The sequence below is a fragment of the Streptomyces sp. NPDC054872 genome, assembly GCF_053610705.1.
The window spans coordinates 126,534-144,156 of record NZ_JBSGYY010000003.1 but is presented as its reverse complement, the minus strand read 5'-3'; the positions used below and the strand labels follow the sequence as shown (position 1 = coordinate 144,156).

Annotated in this window: 12 protein-coding genes and 1 pseudogene; 5 read left to right on the top strand and 8 right to left on the bottom strand. The window is 70.3% G+C overall.

Going from position 1 to position 17,623, the window contains the following annotated elements:
• Window positions 1-14: 14 nt before the first annotated feature.
• The 8 genes from ACWGIH_RS04720 to ACWGIH_RS04685 form a co-directional block, all read right to left on the bottom strand.
• A complete protein-coding gene (locus ACWGIH_RS04720) occupies window positions 15-1,178 on the bottom strand; it encodes an ABC transporter ATP-binding protein (RefSeq protein ID WP_453443094.1) in 1,164 nt (387 codons plus the stop codon).
• A 22-nt stretch (window positions 1,179-1,200) separates the two neighbouring features.
• Window positions 1,201-1,857: a LutC/YkgG family protein gene (locus ACWGIH_RS04715; protein WP_453443093.1), complete on the bottom strand. Its 657-nt coding sequence runs from the start codon at window positions 1,855-1,857 to the stop codon at window positions 1,201-1,203.
• Entirely contained in the window at window positions 1,854-3,368 is a 1,515-nt protein-coding gene (locus ACWGIH_RS04710; protein ID WP_453443092.1) for a LutB/LldF family L-lactate oxidation iron-sulfur protein, read from the bottom strand. Before ACWGIH_RS04710 ends, ACWGIH_RS04715 begins: the two co-directional genes overlap by 4 nt.
• Window positions 3,365-4,126, bottom strand: a complete 762-nt coding sequence (locus tag ACWGIH_RS04705) for a (Fe-S)-binding protein (RefSeq protein ID WP_453443091.1) — start codon at window positions 4,124-4,126, stop codon at window positions 3,365-3,367. Before ACWGIH_RS04705 ends, ACWGIH_RS04710 begins: the two co-directional genes overlap by 4 nt.
• A 65-nt stretch (window positions 4,127-4,191) precedes the next feature.
• Window positions 4,192-5,697: a rhamnulokinase gene (locus tag ACWGIH_RS04700; RefSeq protein WP_453443089.1), complete on the bottom strand. Its 1,506-nt coding sequence runs from the start codon at window positions 5,695-5,697 to the stop codon at window positions 4,192-4,194.
• A gap of 132 nt (window positions 5,698-5,829) precedes the next feature.
• Window positions 5,830-7,869: a bifunctional aldolase/short-chain dehydrogenase gene (locus tag ACWGIH_RS04695; RefSeq protein ID WP_453443211.1), complete on the bottom strand. Its 2,040-nt coding sequence runs from the start codon at window positions 7,867-7,869 to the stop codon at window positions 5,830-5,832.
• A 5-nt stretch (window positions 7,870-7,874) separates the two neighbouring features.
• Complete coding sequence (gene rhaI / locus ACWGIH_RS04690; RefSeq protein ID WP_453443088.1) at window positions 7,875-9,044, bottom strand: L-rhamnose isomerase; 1,170 nt, start codon at window positions 9,042-9,044, stop codon at window positions 7,875-7,877.
• A gap of 33 nt (window positions 9,045-9,077) precedes the next feature.
• Window positions 9,078-12,275, bottom strand: coding sequence for an alpha-L-rhamnosidase (locus ACWGIH_RS04685; RefSeq protein WP_453443086.1), 3,198 nt, complete (start codon window positions 12,273-12,275; stop codon window positions 9,078-9,080).
• A 288-nt stretch (window positions 12,276-12,563) separates the two neighbouring features.
• On the opposite strand from ACWGIH_RS04685, the gene ACWGIH_RS04680 reads away from it, so the two are divergent.
• The 5 genes and pseudogenes from ACWGIH_RS04680 to ACWGIH_RS04660 all read left to right on the top strand — a co-directional run.
• Window positions 12,564-14,060 carry a sugar ABC transporter ATP-binding protein gene (locus ACWGIH_RS04680; RefSeq protein WP_453443084.1) on the top strand — a complete coding sequence of 499 codons (1,497 nt, stop codon included), beginning with the start codon at window positions 12,564-12,566 and terminating at the stop codon, window positions 14,058-14,060.
• Entirely contained in the window at window positions 14,057-15,097 is a 1,041-nt protein-coding gene (locus ACWGIH_RS04675; protein WP_453443082.1) for an ABC transporter permease, read from the top strand. The genes ACWGIH_RS04680 and ACWGIH_RS04675 overlap by 4 nt, the downstream gene beginning before the upstream one ends.
• Complete coding sequence (locus tag ACWGIH_RS04670; protein ID WP_453443080.1) at window positions 15,090-16,091, top strand: ABC transporter permease; 1,002 nt, start codon at window positions 15,090-15,092, stop codon at window positions 16,089-16,091. Before ACWGIH_RS04675 ends, ACWGIH_RS04670 begins: the two co-directional genes overlap by 8 nt.
• A gap of 37 nt (window positions 16,092-16,128) precedes the next feature.
• Window positions 16,129-17,244, top strand: a complete 1,116-nt coding sequence (rhaS, locus tag ACWGIH_RS04665) for a rhamnose ABC transporter substrate-binding protein (protein WP_453443078.1) — start codon at window positions 16,129-16,131, stop codon at window positions 17,242-17,244.
• A 56-nt stretch (window positions 17,245-17,300) separates the two neighbouring features.
• Window positions 17,301-17,623, top strand: a pseudogene (locus tag ACWGIH_RS04660) (LacI family DNA-binding transcriptional regulator); the annotation flags it as partial.

Sequence of the window (17,623 nt, the reverse complement as noted above, 5' to 3'; positions counted from 1 at the left end):
CGCGCGTGGAACCGTCAGGCGTCGGCCACCGAGTCGAACTCCACCTGATCCCGGGGCACGCCCTGCGCGTCCGCATCCACCGAGCGGCGCAGGGCCTCGTGCAGTTTCGCCGGGGTCAGCACGCCCAGGAAGCGGGCCCCGTCGAGGACCGCGACCCAGCCCGCGTCGTGCTGGAGCATCACACCGAACGCCTGCTTGAGCGGGGCGCCCACCGGGACCCACGCCTTCATGCGATGGGCCAGATCGCTGACCCTGCCGCCCTCGCCGGCCAGCGCCACCTCGTCGATGCCGACCCAGCCGTGCAGATCTCCGGCCGCGTCCAGGACGACGCCCCAGCGGGCGTCCTCCTCGCGCAGCCGGGCCGCGGCATGCGCGGCGGAGTCGTCGAGCCGGACCACCGTCGGCTGCTCCAGGTCGTCCGGCTGGATCTCGGTCACCGACAGCCGCTTCAGGCCCCGGTCGGCGCCCACGAACCCGGCGACGTACGGCGTCGCCGGCGTGCCGAGCACCGCCCCGGGCGTGTCGTACTGCTCGATGCGCCCCTGTCCGTACACCGCGATCCGGTCACCGAGCCTGACCGCCTCCTCGATGTCGTGCGTGACCAGGAGAACCGTCTTGCGGACCGTCGCCTGCATCCGCAGGAACTCGTCCTGCAACTGCTCGCGCACCACCGGGTCGACAGCCCCGAACGGCTCATCCATGAGGAGTACGGGCGGGTCGGCGGCCAGAGCACGCGCCACCCCCACGCGCTGGCGCTGCCCGCCCGACAACTGCTCGGGATAGCGGGAGCCGTACGTCTTCGGGTCGAGGCCCACCAGGTCGAGGAGCTCGGCTGCCCGCGCCCGTGCCTTCGCCTTCTTCCAGCCGACCAGCGCGGGGACGGTCGCCGTGTTGTCGAGGATCGTCCGGTGCGGGAAGAGCCCCACCTGCTGGATGACATAGCCGATACGGCGGCGCAGGCGGACCGGGTCGACGTCCGCGATGTTCTCGTCGTTCACGAAGATGCGGCCCGCGGTCGGCTCGATGAGGCGGTTCACCATCATCATCGTGGTCGTCTTGCCGCACCCGGAAGGGCCGACGAGCGTGACCAGTTCCCCCTCGGCGACCTCGAAGGACAGATCGTCCACGGCCATCGTGCCGTCCGGGTAGCGCTTGCTCACCTGCTCGAACCGGATCATGCACTCACGCTAACCGCGGCCCTCACACTCCGCTCACCAGCACCACCTCCAGGGTGCGCGGGCCGTGCACGCCCTCCACCCGGTCCAGTTCGATGTCGCTGGTGGCGGACGGTCCCGAGATCCACGTCAGCGGGCGGGCGGGGTCGAGCCGTTCGAGTGCCTGCGGGACGGAGGAGACCACCTGGTCCGGGACCCGTACGACACAGATGTGATGGTCGGGGACCAGCGTGATGCGCCTGCGGCCCTGGTCGGGACCGCCGTCCAGGACGATCGTGCCGGTCTCGGCGACGGCGATCGCGCAGCCGGTGACGACGCTGCCGATCGCGTCGAGCTCCCGGGCGGTGTGTGACGCGCGGTCCCGGACGAGAGCGGCCGGACCCTCCTCGGGCAGCCAGTGGGAGGGCAGCGCGGGAGGAACGAGCACCGTGCGCGAGCCCCGTTCGGTGAGCAGCCGCGCGAGCAGGGCCGGGAGCAGGTCGTCGTGCGTGCGGTGCACCTTCGCGCGGTAGTCCGCCAGATTCTCCGCCAGCAGGTCGACGGTCTGCTCGGTGGTGCGGTCGCCGTGCTCACGCAGATAGCCGCGGGAGACGGTCGCGGCGGGCACATCTGCCTCCGCGCCGTCCCGGACGTCCGCCAGTGCTCGCCGGACGCGGCCCAGGATCTGGTCCCTGCTGCTCACTTCTCGCCGCCCTTCTCCGTCGGGTCGCCGTACGTACGCCGCCACCAGTCGCGGAACGGCTCCGCGGGCACCTTCGGCAGATCCCGTGTCCCGCTCCACGCCCGCCCCGGCCCCGGAAGCGTGCGTGGATGGATGCGGCGGGTCCCGGACGCGAGCCGCTGGCCGGCCCGCAGCGCCCCGGGACGGCCGAACGCCCAGCCCGCCGCGCGCATCGCCGCCCGCTCCGCGGCGTGCCCCTTCGCGGGCCGCAGCGTCACCTTCGATCCGTGCCGGGTCACCTCGCCGCCCTGGACCACCCGCTCCCGCAGATGTACGAGGACTTCGGGGATGTCGATGGCCACCGGGCACACCTCGTAGCAGGCCCCGCAGAGCGACGACGCGTACGGGAGGGAGGCATCGATCTCGCTCTGCGTGCCCCGCAGTTGAGGGCTGAGGATCGCTCCGATGGGGCCCGGGTAGACCGAGCCGTACGCGTGGCCCCCGGCGCGTTCGTACACCGGGCAGACGTTGAGGCAGGCCGAGCAGCGGATGCAGCGCAGCGCCTGGCGGCCCACCTCGTCGGCGAGCGTGTCGCTGCGGCCGTTGTCGAGGAGCACGAGGTGGAAGGTGCTCGGGCCGTCCTCCTCGGACGTGCCCGTCCACATCGACGTGTACGGGTTCATCCGCTCGGCCGTCGAGGAGCGGGGGAGGGTCTGCAGGAAGACCTCCAGATCCCGCCAGCTCGGCACGATCTTCTCGATGCCGACGACCGAGATCAGCGTCTCGGGGAGGGTCAGGCACATGCGGCCGTTGCCCTCGGACTCGACGACGACCAGGGTGCCCGTCTCGGCGACCATGAAGTTCGCCCCGGAGACGCCGACCTTGGCGCGCAGGAACTTCTCCCGGAGGTGGAGACGGGCGGCCTCGGCGAGTTCGGCGGGAGTGTCGGTGAGGCCGTCCGGGGCGGGGCGGCCCCACTCGCTCATCTCGCGCGTGAAGATCTCGCGGATCTCACCCCGGTTGCGATGGATGGCCGGCACGAGGATGTGTGAGGGGCGGTCCTTGCCCAGCTGCACGATGAGTTCGGCGAGGTCGGTCTCGTAGGCGCGGATGCCCGCCTCTTCGAGCGCCTCGTTCAGGCCGATCTCCTGCGTGGCCATCGACTTGACCTTGACGACCTCCGACTCGCCGGTCTCCTGGACGAGGCGGGTCACGATGCGGTTGGCCTCGTCGGCGTCGGCGGCCCAGTGCACGATGCCGCCCGCCGCCGTGACCGACTCCTCCAGCTGGACCAGATAGTGGTCGAGGCGGGCGAGGGTGTGGTCCTTGATCTGTTTACCGGCCTCGCGCAGCTGTGCCCAGTCGTCCAACTCCGAGACGGCGCGGGCCCGTTTGTCGCGGATGGTGTGCGTGGCGTGCCGGAGATTGGCGCGCAGGGTCTTGTCGCCGACGGCCTCGCGGGCCGCGACGGGGAAAGCGGGCATGCCCACGAATGTGCCGCTCGTGCCGCCCAGGCCGCTCGTGCCGCTCATGACAGTGGCTCCTCTTCCGTGCTCGCCAGGATCTCCGCGATGTGGACCGGGCGCAGGCCGCTCTTCAAGCGGGTCATGGTGCCCCCGATGTGCATCAGACAGGAGTTGTCCGCCGCACACAGGGCGTCGGCGCCCGTCGACTCGGCGTTGCGCACCTTGTCCGTGCCCATCGCCGACGAGACATCGGAGTTCTTCATGGCGAAGGTGCCGCCGAATCCGCAGCACTCGTCCGCGCCCGGCAGCGGGCGCAGTTCCAGGCCCTTGACCGCCTGGAGCAGGCGTGTGGGGCGATCGCCGAGACCCAGACTGCGCAGGCCGTGGCAGGTCGGGTGATACGTCACCGTATGCGGGTAGTACGCCCCGACGTCCGTCACACCAAGAACGTCCACCAGAAACTCGGTGAGCTCGTACGTCTTGGGCACGACGGGGGCCAGCGTCGCCGCCAGACCTTCACCGCGGCCCTCCGAACGCGCCCGTTCTCCCATGCGCGGATACAGCTCGCGGACCATCGCCCCGCACGAACCCGACGGCGTGACGATCGCGTCGTACTCATCAGAGCCGAAGACATCGGAGAAATGACGGGCGAGTGGCTCCGCCTGGTGGCGGTAGCCCGTGTTGTAGTGCGCCTGTCCGCAGCAGGTCTGCGCCATCGGGAAGTCGACCTCAACTCCCAGCCTGGTCAGCAGTTTCACCACCGCTCGGCCTGTGTCCGGATAGAGCGTGTCGTTGACACAGGTCAGGAACAGAGCGACACGCATCGCGGGTTCCTCCTAGTCGATCATCGGATGGATGCAGCGTAAGCGCTGCGCGGGCTTTGCGGGAGTCATGACGCCGGGACGCGTTGCGACGCCGCCTCCCATGCCGCACGGCTCGACGGATCGCTGGTCGGTTCGTAGCGCGTCAGGTGCTGGGTACGGGACAGCAGGGCGCGCATCTCGTGGCGGTCGTCGCCCACCAGGCCGTGCGATCTGGCCTGGACGAGTACGTTGCCCAGCGCCGCCGCCTCCGCCGGGCCGGCGATGACGGGCAGCCCGCAGGCATCCGCGGTCAGTTGGCACAGCAGAGCGTTGCGCGCGCCGCCGCCGACTATGTGAACCACATCCACGGAGCGGTCCGCGAGGCGCTGGGCGTCCTCGATGGCCCGGCGGTGGGCCAGGGCCAGGGAGTCGAGGATGCAGCGGGTCGTCTCGGCGGGGGTCGCGGGAGCGGGCTGTCCGGTGGCCCGGCAGGCGTCGGCGATGCGGTGCGGCATGTTGCCGGGAGTCAGGAAGGCGGGATCCGCCGCGCCGACGAGGCAACGCAGGGCGGGAACGGCGGCGGCTTCGAGCAGCAGCGCTTCCAGACCGGAGGCGCCCGCCCCTGTGTTCCAGGTGCGCAGGCACTCCTGGAGCAGCCACAGGCCCATGATGTTGCGCAGGTAGCGGACGGTGCCGTCTATGCCGAGCTCGTTGGTGAAGTTGGCCTCGCGGCTCTCCTCCGTGCGGATGGGCGCGGTCAGCTCCAGCCCTGCGAGGGACCAGGTGCCGGTGCAGATGTAGGCGAAGTTGTCGGACGTCGCGGGAACGGCGGCGACGGCTGACGCGGTGTCGTGCGAGGCGACGGTCGTCACCGGGGTGGGCGAGGTGAGGCCGGCGTCCTGGAGAACCTGGGGAAGCAGGTGCCCTGCGGGGGAGCCCGGGCGCCGCAAGGGAGGGAACAACGCCAGGTCGATGCCGAGGCGCGTCGCCACCTCGTGGGACCAGGTGCCTGTGCCGGGGTCCATGAGCTGTGTGGTGGAGGCGTTGGTCAGCTCGGTGCCGAGCTCGCCCGTCAGCCAGTACGTCAGCAGATCCGGGATAAGCAACAGGTGCTCGGCCGTTGCCAGTTGAGCCGTGCCCCGGGCGGCGATCAGTTGGTACAGGGTGTTGAAGGGTGCGTACTGGATGCCTGTGGTGGCGTAGAGCTCGGTGGGTGGGACGGTCGTCCACGCTTGGGCCGCGATGCCCTCGGTGCGGGTGTCGCGGTAGTGCACCGGGTTGCCCAGGAGGGTGCGGTCCGCGTCGAGAAGGCCGTAGTCGACCGCCCAGCTGTCGATGCCGACGGACGTGAGGGGGGCGGCGGATCCCGCGGCGCGCAGACCGTCGAGGATCCCTGCGTACAGGGACAGGATGTCCCAGTGCAGGGTGGCGCCGGTACGGACCGGGCGGTTGGGGAAGCGGTGTGCCTCCTGGAGGGTGAGGGTGTCGGGGCCCGCCTCGGCCACCATGACGCGTCCGCTGGAGGCACCGAGGTCGACGGCGGCGAAGGGGTGGGGTGAGTGGGAGCGGGGACGCGGGCGGGAGTGGGACATGGTGGCTCGCAGGGTTGAGGGTCGGGTCCGGGTGTTCGGTGGCCGCGTGGTGCTCTCACGGGCGGTGACGTGCCGGCGTTCCGGTGGTACGCGCCCCCTCCGGCCGTGGCGCCGGCCGGAGGGGGCGGCGGGCTACCTGAGGAACGCCGCCGCGACGCCCGCGTCCACCGGTATGTGCAGGCCCGTCGTGTGGGTCAGGTCGCCTGCCGTCAGGGCAAAGACCGCGTTGGCCACGTGCTCGGGGAGCACCTCGCGCTTGAGGAGGGTGCGCTGGGCGTAGAACGCGCCCAGGTTCTCCTCCTCGATTCCGTACGTCGCCGCGCGCTGCGCGCCCCAGCCGCCCGCGAAGATTCCCGAGCCGCGGACCACGCCGTCTGGGTTGATGCCGTTCACACGGATGCCGTGCTCACCCAACTCGGCTGCCAGGAGACGGACTTGATGGGCCTGGTCCGCTTTGGTGGCGGAGTACGCGATGTTGTTCGGGCCCGCGAACACCGCGTTCTTGGACGTGATGTAGATGATGTCGCCGCCCAATCCCTGGTCCCGCATGACGCGGGCCGCCTCACGGGAGACGAGGAAGGATCCGCGGGCCATGATGTCGTGCTGGACGTCCCAGTCCCGGGCCGTGGTGTCGAGCAGGGGCTTGGAGATGGAGATGCCCGCGTTGTTCACGACCAGGTCGACTCCTCCGAAGGCCAGGGTCGCTGACTTGAAGGCGGCCGTGATCTGCTCCTCGGACGTGACGTCCATGGGGATGGCCACAGCCTTGTCCGGGCCACCCAGCTCGTCCGCCACGGCAGCCGCGTTCTCCGCGTCGAGGTCCGCCACCGCGACGCAGGCGCCCTCCGCCACCAGGCGGTGCGCGATCGCCTTGCCGATGCCGCTGCCCGCCCCGGTCACGAGGGCGACGCGGGTCGCCAGGGGCTTGGGCTTCGGGAGGCGTTGCAGCTTGGCCTCCTCCAGCGGCCAGTACTCGATGCGGAACTTCTCCGACTCATCGATCGGGGCGTACGTGGAGACCGCCTCGGCGCCTCGCATGACGTTGATGGCGTTCACATAGAACTCGCCTGCCACACGGGCCGTCTGCTTGTCCTTGCCGAAGGAGAACATGCCCACGCCCGGGACGAGGACGATGGCCGGGTCGGCGCCGCGCATGGCGGGAGAGGCCGGATCGGCGTGGCGGGTGTAGTAGGCCGCGTACTCCTCCCGATAGGCGGCGTGCAGCTCCTTGAGGCGGGCGACGGCCTCCTGGAGCGGGGCGGTCGGCGGCAGGTCGAGGACCAGCGGCCTGATCTTCGTGCGGAGGAAGTGGTCGGGGCAGGAGGTGCCCAGGGCCGCCAGACGCGGGTGCTCTGTGGCGGCCAGGAAGTCCAGGACGGCGTCCGTGCCGGTGAAGTGGCCGACCTGGGGGCGGTCCTGCGAGGCCAGCGAGCGGATGTGCGGGGCCAGTTCGGCCGCACGGTCGAGGCGTGCGTCGGTGGGGAGCGGGCCGTACCCCTCCAGGGCCGGGCCGAACGGGGTTGGTTTGCCACGGTCGGCGAGAAACGCCTCCGCCGTGCGGATGATGTGCAGTGAGTTGCGCTCGCACTCGTCCGCCGTGGCCCCCCAGGCCGTGATGCCGTGCCCGCCGAGGATGCAGCCGATCGCGTCGGGGTTGGCCGCCTGCACCGCCGCGATGTCCAGGCCGAGCTGGAATCCGGGGCGCCGCCAGGGCACCCAGGCCACCGTGGGGCCGAAGCACTCTGCCGTCAGCTTCTCTCCGTCCGCCGCGCAGGCCAGGGAGATGCCCGAGTCCGGGTGCAGATGGTCCACGTGGGGTGCGTCCACCAATGCGTGCATCGCGGTGTCGATGGAGGGCGCGGCGCCGCCCTTGCCGTGCAGGCAGTAGTCGAAGGCGCCGACCATCTCGTCCTCATGGTCCGGTCCCGCGTACACCTCCTTCAGTGCGTGGAGGCGGTCGAGGCGCAGGACCGCCAGGCCTTCCTCGGTGAGGGTGCCGAGGTCGCCGCCGGAGCCCTTGACCCACATCAGGTCGGTGTCCGCGCCTGTGACCGGGTCGGGGGCCGTGCCCTTCGCCGACGCGTTGCCGCCGGCGTAATTGGTGTTGCGCGGGTCGGCGCCCAAGCGGTGGGCGCGGTCGAGGAGTTCCGTGATCCGTGCGTGCTGTGTCATGTCGCTCATGCCCCCCATCCGGCCTGCTCGCCGCCCACGCGGTCCTTGACGATCTGCTCCTGCCAGCCTGACTCCCGATAGGCCCTCATGGGATCAGGGTCGAGCCCCGACTCCTCCCTGACTTCTGCCAGTAGGGGGCGGACGTCCGTGTTGTACGCGTCCATCAAGGCCGCGTTGGCGGCGAGCACGTCGCCGGTCCGCTGCGCCTCGGCCAGCGTGTCCGCGTCGACGAGGAGGGCTTTCGCCGTGGCCTCCTGCACGTTCATCACCGAGCGGATGATCGCGGGGATCTTCGCCTCGATGTTGTGGCACTGGTCGAGCATGAACGCGATGTCCGAGTCGAGGCCGCCGCCCCGGACGACCTCGTACATGATCCGGAAGAGTTGGAAGGGGTCCGCGGCGCCCGCCATCAGGTCGTCGTCCGCGTAGAAGCGCGAGTTGAAGTCGAAGCCGCCCAGGCGGCCCTCGCGCAGCAGGGTCGCGACGATGAACTCGATGTTGGTGCCGGGCGCGTGGTGGCCGGTGTCGACGACCACCTGCGCCTTCGGGCCGAGCTTGAGGCAGTGCGCGTAGGCAGTGCCCCAGTCCGGGATGTCCGTCGCGTAGAAGGCGGGCTCGAAGAGCTTGTACTCGATGAGCATGCGCTGGTCGTCGCCTAGGCGGTCATAGGTGGTCCGCAGCGCCTCCGCGAGCCGGTCCTGGCGGCTGCGGAGGTCGTCCTGGCCCGGGTAGTTGGTGCCGTCGGAGAACCACAGCTTCAGGTCGCGTGAGCCCGTCGCGTCCATGATGTCGACGCACTCCAGGAGGTGGTCGAGCGCCTTGCGCCGGACCGTCGGGTCCGGGTTGGTGACCGAGCCGAGCTTGTAGTCGTCGTCCTGGAAGACGTTGGCGTTGATCGCGCCGAGCGTCACGCCGCGTTCGGTGGCGTACTCCGCGAGCGCCGCGTAGTCGTCGACCTTGTCCCAGGGGATGTGCAGGGCGACCCTGGGCGCCACGCCCGTGTGGGCGTGCACGCGGGCGGCGTCGTCCAGCTTCTCCCGGGTCGTGCGGGGGACGCCTGGCTGCGCGAAGACCTTGAAGCGCGTACCGGAGTTGCCGTACGCCCAGGACGGGGTCTCCAGGGCCTGGGTGGTGAGTGCCGCTTTCACGGCGTCCTTGCTGGTTCCGGCGGTCATCGCGCAGCCTTCCGAAAGAGCGGTCGAGGTGGGTCAGTTGGAGAATCGGTGCGTGCCGGAGGCGGCGGCGAAGACGGCGCAGCCGTCCTCCATCCGCAGGAACTCCGCCGCCCCATGCGTCACCTGAGTGCGCTTGTCGGCGGGGATCCACACCTCCGCCGTGGTGTTGGCGGGCAGGGTGAGGGTGAGACGGAACCCTTCGTCGTCCGTCTTCCAGTGGGTGCTGACCGGGCCGTAGAGGGCGTCGAAGCTGCTCCGGGCCTCGGTCACGCCGCCGCCGGGCCGCGGACGGACGAGGATCGTGCGGAAGCCCGGGTCGGCCGGTGCGATGCCCGCGATGTTGGCGTACATCCACTCGCCCACCGAGCCGTAGGCGTAGTGGTTGAAGGAGTTCATGCCGGCGTCCTGGAAGCTTCCGTCCGGCTTGATGGAGTCCCAGCGCTCCCACATCGTCGTGGCGCCCTTGTCGATCTGGTAGCCCCAGCTGGGGAAGGACTTCTGGACGAGGAGGCGGTAGGCGACGTCCGTGTGGCCGGTGGCCGTCAGGACGGGGAGCAGCCGCGGAGTGCCGAGGAAGCCCGTCGACAGGTGCCAGTCCTTGGACTTGATGAGCTCCACCAGGCGGGCGGCCGCCGGTGCGCGGTCGCCGTCGGTGAGCAGGTCCATGGACAGGGCGAGGACGTAGGCGGTCTGCGTGTCGCCCTTCACCCGCCCGCCGCCGGTCACGTACGCCGCACGGAAGGCGTCACGGACGCTCCCGAAGAGCTTCTTGTACGGGGCGGGGTCCTTGCCCAGCGCCTCGGCCACCCGCGCCACGAGGTCGGCGCTGTGGGCGAAGTAGGCGGTGCCTACGACATCCTTGGGGGTCTCGTCCTGGATGTTCAGCCAGTCTCCGTAGCCCTCGGCGGGACGCAGATATCCGGAGCTGTGCTTCTCCAGGTAGTCGAGCCACTTCAGCATCGAGGACCAGGACTGCTCCAGGACGCGCTTGTCCCCGTAGGCCTGGTACAGCGCCCAGGGCACGGTCACTCCGGCGTCGCCCCAGCCGGCCACGCCCTTGCCGACGGTGCCGACGAACGGGGCCACATCGGGGAACGCGCCGTCCTCGGGCTGCCCGTCACGCAGGTCGTCGAGCCACTTCGTGAGAAAGCGCGCCGATTCCATCGTGTAGGCGGCCGTCGGCGCGAAGACGTTGATGTCGCCGGTCCAGCCGAGCCGTTCGTCGCGCGCGGGGGTGTCGGTGGGGACGGAGAGGAAGTTGCCGCGCTGCCCCCAGGTGATGTTGCTGTGCAGCTGGTTGAGCATGGGGACGTTCGTCTCGAAGTCCATCGTGAAGGGCGCCGACGTGTGGATCACGCGGCCCTTCACCGCGTCGAGCGGTGGTGTGCCCGGGTAGCCCGTCACCTCGACGTAGCGGAAGCCGTGGAAGGTGAACCGCGGCTCGAACGTCTCCTTGCCGCCGCCCTTGAGCGTGTACGTGTCGGTGGCGCGCGCGGACCGCAGATTGGCGGTGTAGATCGTGCCGTCGGGGTCGAGGACCTCCGCGTGACGCAGCCGGACCTTCGCGCCGGCCTTCCCGGAGACCGTCAGCCGGACCGCGCCGACCATGTTCTGACCGAGGTCGAAGACGAAGACACCGGGCTTCGGCTCGCTCACCTTCCGGGCGGAGATCTCGCTCTCCACGCGCGTGTGCCCGTCGATCTGGGCCACGACGGCGGCCTCGACCTTGTCGACGGCGTCAGCGGCGACCCACTTCGAGTCGTCGAAACCGGCACGCGTCCAGCCCGCCGTCTCCAGGCGGGCGTCGTAGTCCTCGCCCGACAGGAGGTCCGCCGCGGTGACCGGGCCCGTGGCGGCGCGCCAGTCGGTGCCGGACAGCACACGGTCGGTGGAGCCGTCGGTGTACGTGACCTCCAACTGGACCAGCAGGGCCGGACGTTCGCCGTACTGGTGCGGGCCGAACATGCCGACGTTGCCCGCGTACCAGCCGACCGCGACCGTCACGCCGAGCGCGTTGGCTCCGGACTTGAGCTGCTTGGTGACGTCGTACGTCTGGTACTGGACCCGCTTGTCGTAGTCGGTCCAGCCGGGCGCCAGGCGGTCGTCGCCGACCCGCTCGCCGTTCAGCCAGGCGTCGTAGAGGCCGAGGGCCGTGGAGTACAGCCGGGCCCTGGCGACCTTCTTGCCCGGCCGCAGGCGGAACTCGTGGCGCAGCTGGGCGGCGGGCGTGTGCTCGGGGGCGACCTTGCCCCAGGGGCCCGAACCCCAGCGGGCGAGGACCTTCGAAGCGGCCCAGGAGCCGTCGTCGTAGTCCGCCGACTGCCAGTCGCCCGAGGACTCCTTGTCGGTGGTCTTCCACGTGCCGTCGGTGGTGAGGGTGCGTACGCCGTCGGCGGTCGTCAGCTCCAGCACACCGAGGAGACCGGCGGGCCCGGTGGTGGCATTCGTGGCGGACACGGCGATGGCCGCGGCGCCCGCGCGGAGTTGGCCGGTCACGTCGACGACCGCGGGGCGGCGCCAGTTGTCGGCGGCACTGTCCGCTTCGGTGTGCGCCACGCGCGTGCCGTTCACGTACGCGGTGTAGCCGTCGTCGGCCGTCATGACCAGCCGCGCGCGGGTCACTCCTTCGGGGACATCGACGCGGCCGCGGAACCAGCGGGTGGCGGCCGGAGCGCTGGTCGCGGGGTCGCCCTCGGGGAACCAGATCCAGGAGGCGTCGTCCAGGGCGGGCGCACCGACGAGGGAGGCGGGCGCGCCGATCCACCGCGCCGTCCAGTCCTTCGCCGCCACGAGCCCGGTCTCCCACCAGGAGGCCTCGCTCCACCCGGAGGCCCTGCCCTCGGTGTCCCAGACGCGGACCGACCAGTAGTAGCGCGTACGGGACGCGAGGTCGGGGCCCGCGTAGGGGACCAGGACGGAGTCACCGGACGTGACCTTGCCGCTGTCCCATACGTCGGGTTCGGCCAGGCGGTTCGCGGCGGTGGCCACGCGCACCTGGTAGGCGCTCTGCGCCTGGCCCTCCTTGGATGACGTCAAGGGCCAACTCAGCCTCGGACGCGGTACGTCGAGACCGAGGGGGTGTCTCACGTACTCCACGGTCGGTCTGGTCACGCGCAGGGCCCGGCCTCCCGGGGAGGGGGCGGCATGGGCCGTCGGAACGGGCCCGGCGGCCATCGCCGTTCCCAGGGCGGCCGTGGCGGTGGTGCTGAGCAGTCGTCTTCTGCTGATCACAACTTGACTCCGTAACGACTCGACGATGAATCGTTTCACGAGAGGCGAAGCTAGGGAGCCCATCGCCTGCTGTCAAGAGCCCACGGCTGCTGGCCCCTTGGTACGCCAAGTCTCGACAGGATTTTCAAGTCCTGCCCATTGACGCCGTAGTTGGCGCGGGTTTAGCTTCCTCGAAAATTGATTGAAACCTTTCACGCCAGGTGTCCGGTGGGTTACTCCCGATGACGCCCGACGCCTGAGCCTCCATGCCAGAAGCCGCATGCCCTTCGTGACCGATCGGTGCTACCTATGAGAGAGCCCCCCGTCCTTGCCGTGCAGGGCCTCAGCAAGTCCTTCGGGGCCGTGCGTGCCCTTCACGACGTCTCCCTGGAGCTGTACGCCGGTGAGGCGCACGCCCTCGCGGGCGAGAACGGCGCAGGGAAATCCACCCTCATCAAGACCCTCGCCGGGGTCCACCGGCCGGACGCGGGAGAGCTGTCGCTCGACGGGTCCCCGGTCGTCTTCCACGGCCCGGGAGACGCCAGGGACGCCGGCGTCGCCGTCATCTACCAGGAGCCGACGCTCTTCCCCGACCTCTCCGTCGCGGAGAACATCTTCATGGGGCGCCAGCCGCGCCGCTCGCTGGGCCGCGTCGATCACAAGGCCGTGCACGCCTCGGCCGACGCGCTCTTCAAGCGCCTGGCCGTGGACCTCGACCCCGAACAGCCCGCGCGCGGCCTGTCCATCGCCGACCAGCAGATCGTCGAGATCGCCAAGGCGCTCTCCTTCGACGCCCGCGTCCTGATCATGGACGAGCCGACCGCCGCGCTCACCGGCAGCGAGGTCGCCCGCCTCTTCGGCGTCGTCCGTACCCTGCGCGAACAGGGCGCCGCGGTGCTCTTCATCTCGCACCGCCTGGAGGAGATCTTCGAGCTGTGCCAGCGCGTCACCACGCTGCGCGACGGCGGTCTGATCGCGAGCGAGCCGCTCGAAGGCCTCACCGAGGACGACCTCGTACGCCGGATGGTGGGGCGCGACCTCGACGAGCTCTACCCGAAACAGGACACCAAGGTCGGCGACGTCGCGCTCAGCGTCCGCCGCCTGACCCGCGAGGGCGTCTTCACCGACGTCTCGTTCGACGTGCGGCGCGGCGAGATCGTCGGGCTCGCGGGCCTCGTCGGCGCCGGACGCAGCGAGGTCGCGCGGGCCGTGTTCGGCGTCGACCGGTGGGACGCCGGCACGGTCGAGGTGCAGGGGAAGGAGCTGATCAACGGAGCCCCCAGCACCGCCATGGCGGCCGGGCTCGCGCTCGTCCCCGAGGACCGGCGCGCCCAGGGCCTGGTGATGGACATGTCCATCGAGCGCAACATCGGGCTCACCGGGCTGCGTACGACGGTGCGCGCGGGCCTCATGGACCGCGGCGCCGAGCGCAGCCGCTCGCTGGACTGGGCGGTGCGGCTTCAGGTGAAGTACGCGCGCATCGCCGACGCCGTCGGCACCCTGTCCGGCGGCAACCAGCAGAAGGTCGTCCTCGCCAAGTGGCTGGCGACCCGGCCCCAGGTCCTGATCGTGGACGAACCGACCCGCGGCATCGACGTCGGCACCAAGGCCGAAGTGCACCGCCTGCTGTCCGAACTCGCCGCCGACGGGGTCGCCGTCCTGATGATCTCCTCCGATCTGCCGGAGATCCTCGGCATGGCCGACCGGGTCCTCGTCATGCACGAAGGCCGGCTCACCGCCGAGATCCCGCGCGCGCGGGCGACCGAGGAGTCCGTGATGGCGGCCGCCACCGGGAGGACGGCATGAGCGTGACCACCCAGAGCCAGGCACCCGCCGTGGACCCCGAGAAGGCCGCGGGCACACGCCTGGTGGACCGCGTCTTCAAGATGCGCGAACTCGCCATCCTGCTCGTCTTCCTGGTGATGATCGGCATCACCCAGGCCGGCAACAGCGAGTTCCTCTCCGAGCAGGGCATCAAGGACCTGCTCCTGAACGCGACCATCCTCGTCCTGGTCGCCACCGGCCAGGCCCTCGTCGTGATCACCCGCAACGTCGACCTGTCGGTCGGTTCGACACTCGGGATCAGTGCCTTCGCCGCGGGCAACTACCTCCAGGGCGGCGGCAACTCCACGGTCGCGATCCTGCTCGCGGTCGTGCTCGGCGTCGGCTGCGGGCTGCTCAACGGGGCGCTCGTCAGCCTCGGCCAGGTGCCCGCGCTCGTCGTCACGCTCGGCACCCTCTACATCATCCGGGGCATCGACTCCATCTGGGTCGGCTCCCGGCAGATCACCGCGTCCGACCTGCCGGACGGCTTCGTCGACTTCGGCTCCGGCGGGATCTCGGCGGTGCCCTACCTGGGTCTTATCGCGCTCGCCGTCCTGGTCGTGGTCGCGTACTACCTGCGGCACTTCGGCGGCGGCCGTGAGCTCTACGCCCTCGGCTCCAACCCCGAGGCCGCCCGCCTCGCCGGCATCCCGGTGCGCACACGCATCCTCGCCGCCTACACCGCGTGCGGAGCGCTCGCCGGGCTCGCGGGCGCGCTCTACCTGGCCCGCTTCGGCAACGTCGACTCCGCCACCGGCACCGGCTACGAACTCACCGTCGTCAGCGCCGTCGTGGTCGGCGGCGTCGTCTTCACCGGCGGCTCGGGCAGCGTCTACGGAGCCGCGCTCGGCGCCCTGCTCCTGACGTCCATCAACAGCGTGCTCCCCGCGCTCGGCGTCAGCTCCGTGTGGGTGCTCGCCATCAACGGCGTGCTGCTCGTCCTGGCCATCGCCGTCGACCGGATCGTCGCCCTGCGCGTCGCCAAGGCCCTGAAGAAGAGGAACGCCCGCCATGGCTGACTCCAACCGGCTCAACGTCATGCGTGCCGTCCGCTGGGACACCGTTGTCGGCGCTCTCCTTGTCGTTCTGCTCCTGATGTCGTTCTCCTTCGTCGACGGTTTCGGGAACGCCCTCAACCTGTCGTTCCTCATCGGCAACACGCTGCCCATCGCGCTGATCGCCCTGCCGATGACGCTTCTCGTCGTCTCCGGAGAGATCGATCTGTCGGTGGCCTCGACGGCGGGGCTCTCCGGAGCCGTGATGGGCGCGCTGTGGAACGCCGGTATGGCCATCGAGACGATCATTCCGGTGGTGCTCCTCATCGGAGTCCTCTGCGGCCTGGTCAACGGCCTTCTGGTGACCCGCCTCGGCCTGCCCTCGCTCGCCGTGACGATCGGCACCATGGCCGCCTATCGCGGCATCGCGCAGATCGTCCTCGGCTCCGACGCGGTGACCGACTTCCCCTCGCAGTACCTGGACTTCGCGGCCGGACGCATCGGCGACACCTTCCTGCCGTACGCGTTCCTGCCCTTCCTCGCGCTGCTCGCGATCGCCGTCGTCGTCCTGCACGCCACGCCCTTCGGGCGCTCGCTCTTCGCCATCGGCGCCAACGAGGAGGCGGCGCGCTTCGCCGGTGTCCGCGTCAAGCGGCACAAGCTGTGGCTGTTCGTCGCCACGGGCCTCATGGCCTCGCTCACGGGAATCTTCTGGGCGCTGCACTACGCGAGCGCCCGCTACGACAACGCCACCGGCCTCGAACTGTCCGTCGTCGCCGCCGTCCTGCTCGGCGGCATCGACTTCGACGGCGGCAAGGGAACACTCGGCGGGGCCATCGCCGGAGTCTTCCTGCTCGGCGCGCTGCAGAACGCGATGAGCCTGCTGAACGTCTCCGCCCAGTCGCAGATCGTCGTCACCGGCGTGCTGCTCGTGGTGTCCGTGCTCGGGCCGCGCGTGGCCCGCCAGATCGCCGTCGCCAGAGCGGGCCGCCGCGCCGCGGCCGCTCCCGCCCGCTGACCTCTCGTACCGTCCGCACGTCCGAAAGGGACCAACGATGCTCTCTCCCCGCCGATCTTCCCGCCGTTCCGTCCGCCGCTCCGCCCTCACCCGTGCCTGTGTGACCCTGGCGGCCGTCACCTCGCTCGCCCTCACCGCCACCGCCTGCGGAGGCACCACCAAGGAGTCCTCGAAGGACGACGACGCGGCCAAGGCATCGAACGCCAAGGCCGACCCGAACGCGCCGACCAAGAAGGGCCTCACGGTCGCCTTCCTGCCCAAGCAGGTCAACAACCCGTACTTCACCGTCGCCGACAAGGGCGGCGAGAAGGCGCTCAAGGACCTCGGGTCGTCGTACAAGGAGACAGGCCCCAACAGCGCCACCGACACCAGCGGGCAGGTCAGCTACGTCAACACGCTCACCCAGCAGCAGGTCGACGCCATGGCCGTCTCCGCGCAGGACCCCGGCGCCCTGTGCACCGCCCTCAAGCAGGCCATGAAGAACGACATCAAGGTCGTCACGTACGACTCGGACACCAACCCGGGGTGCCGTGACGTCTTCGTCTCGCAGTCCAGCGCCGAGGCGCTCGGCCGCACCCAGGTGGAACTGCTCGGCAAGCAGCTCGGCTACAAGGGCGACATCGCGATCCTCTCCGCCGCCCAGACCGCGACGAACCAGAACACCTGGATCCGCTACATGAAGGACGAGCTGAAGAAGCCCAAGTACAAGAACATGAAGCTGGTCAAGACCGCCTACGGCAACGACGACGCCCAGCAGTCCTTCCAGCAGACCCAGGGCCTGCTCCAGGAGCACCCGAAGCTGGCCGGCATCATCTCGCCGACCACCGTCGGCATCAAGGCGGCCGCCCAGTACCTCTCGGGGTCGAAGTACAAGGGCAAGGTGAAGCTCACCGGCCTCGGCACGCCCAACGACATGCGCCAGTACGTGAAGAACGGCACCGTCGAGGGCTTCGAGCTGTGGGACCCGGCCAAGCTCGGCGCGCTCGCCGCGCACACCGCCGTGGCCCTGAAGTCCGGCCGGATCACCGGCAAGAAGGGCGAGAAGTTCGAGGCCGGAGACCTCGGCAGCTTCACCATCGGTGACAAGGGAGTCGTCGATCTCGGCGAACCGACCGTTTTCGACAAGAAGAACATCGACCAGTACAAATTCTGAGGGGATCGCACGCGGCGGTGCACAATGCCCGCACACGCAACGGAACAAGGGGACGCATGGTCGGCATCAAAGACGTGGCGAAGCACGCCGGCGTGTCGGTGGGCACCGTGTCGAACGTGATCAACCGTCCGGACGTCGTCTCCGAAGAGACACGCCACCGGGTGCAGTCCGTGATCGACCGGCTCGGCTACGTCCGCAGCGAGTCCGCGCGGCAGCTGCGGGCGGGCCAGAGCCGCATCATGGCGCTGCTCGTGCTCGACATGGGCAACCCCTTCTTCGTGGACGTCGCGCGCGGCGCCGCGCGGGCCGCGCCCGACGCGGGGCGGCGCGGCCTGATGTGCAACCGCGGACCGAGCCCCACCCCAGAGGCCGAGTATCT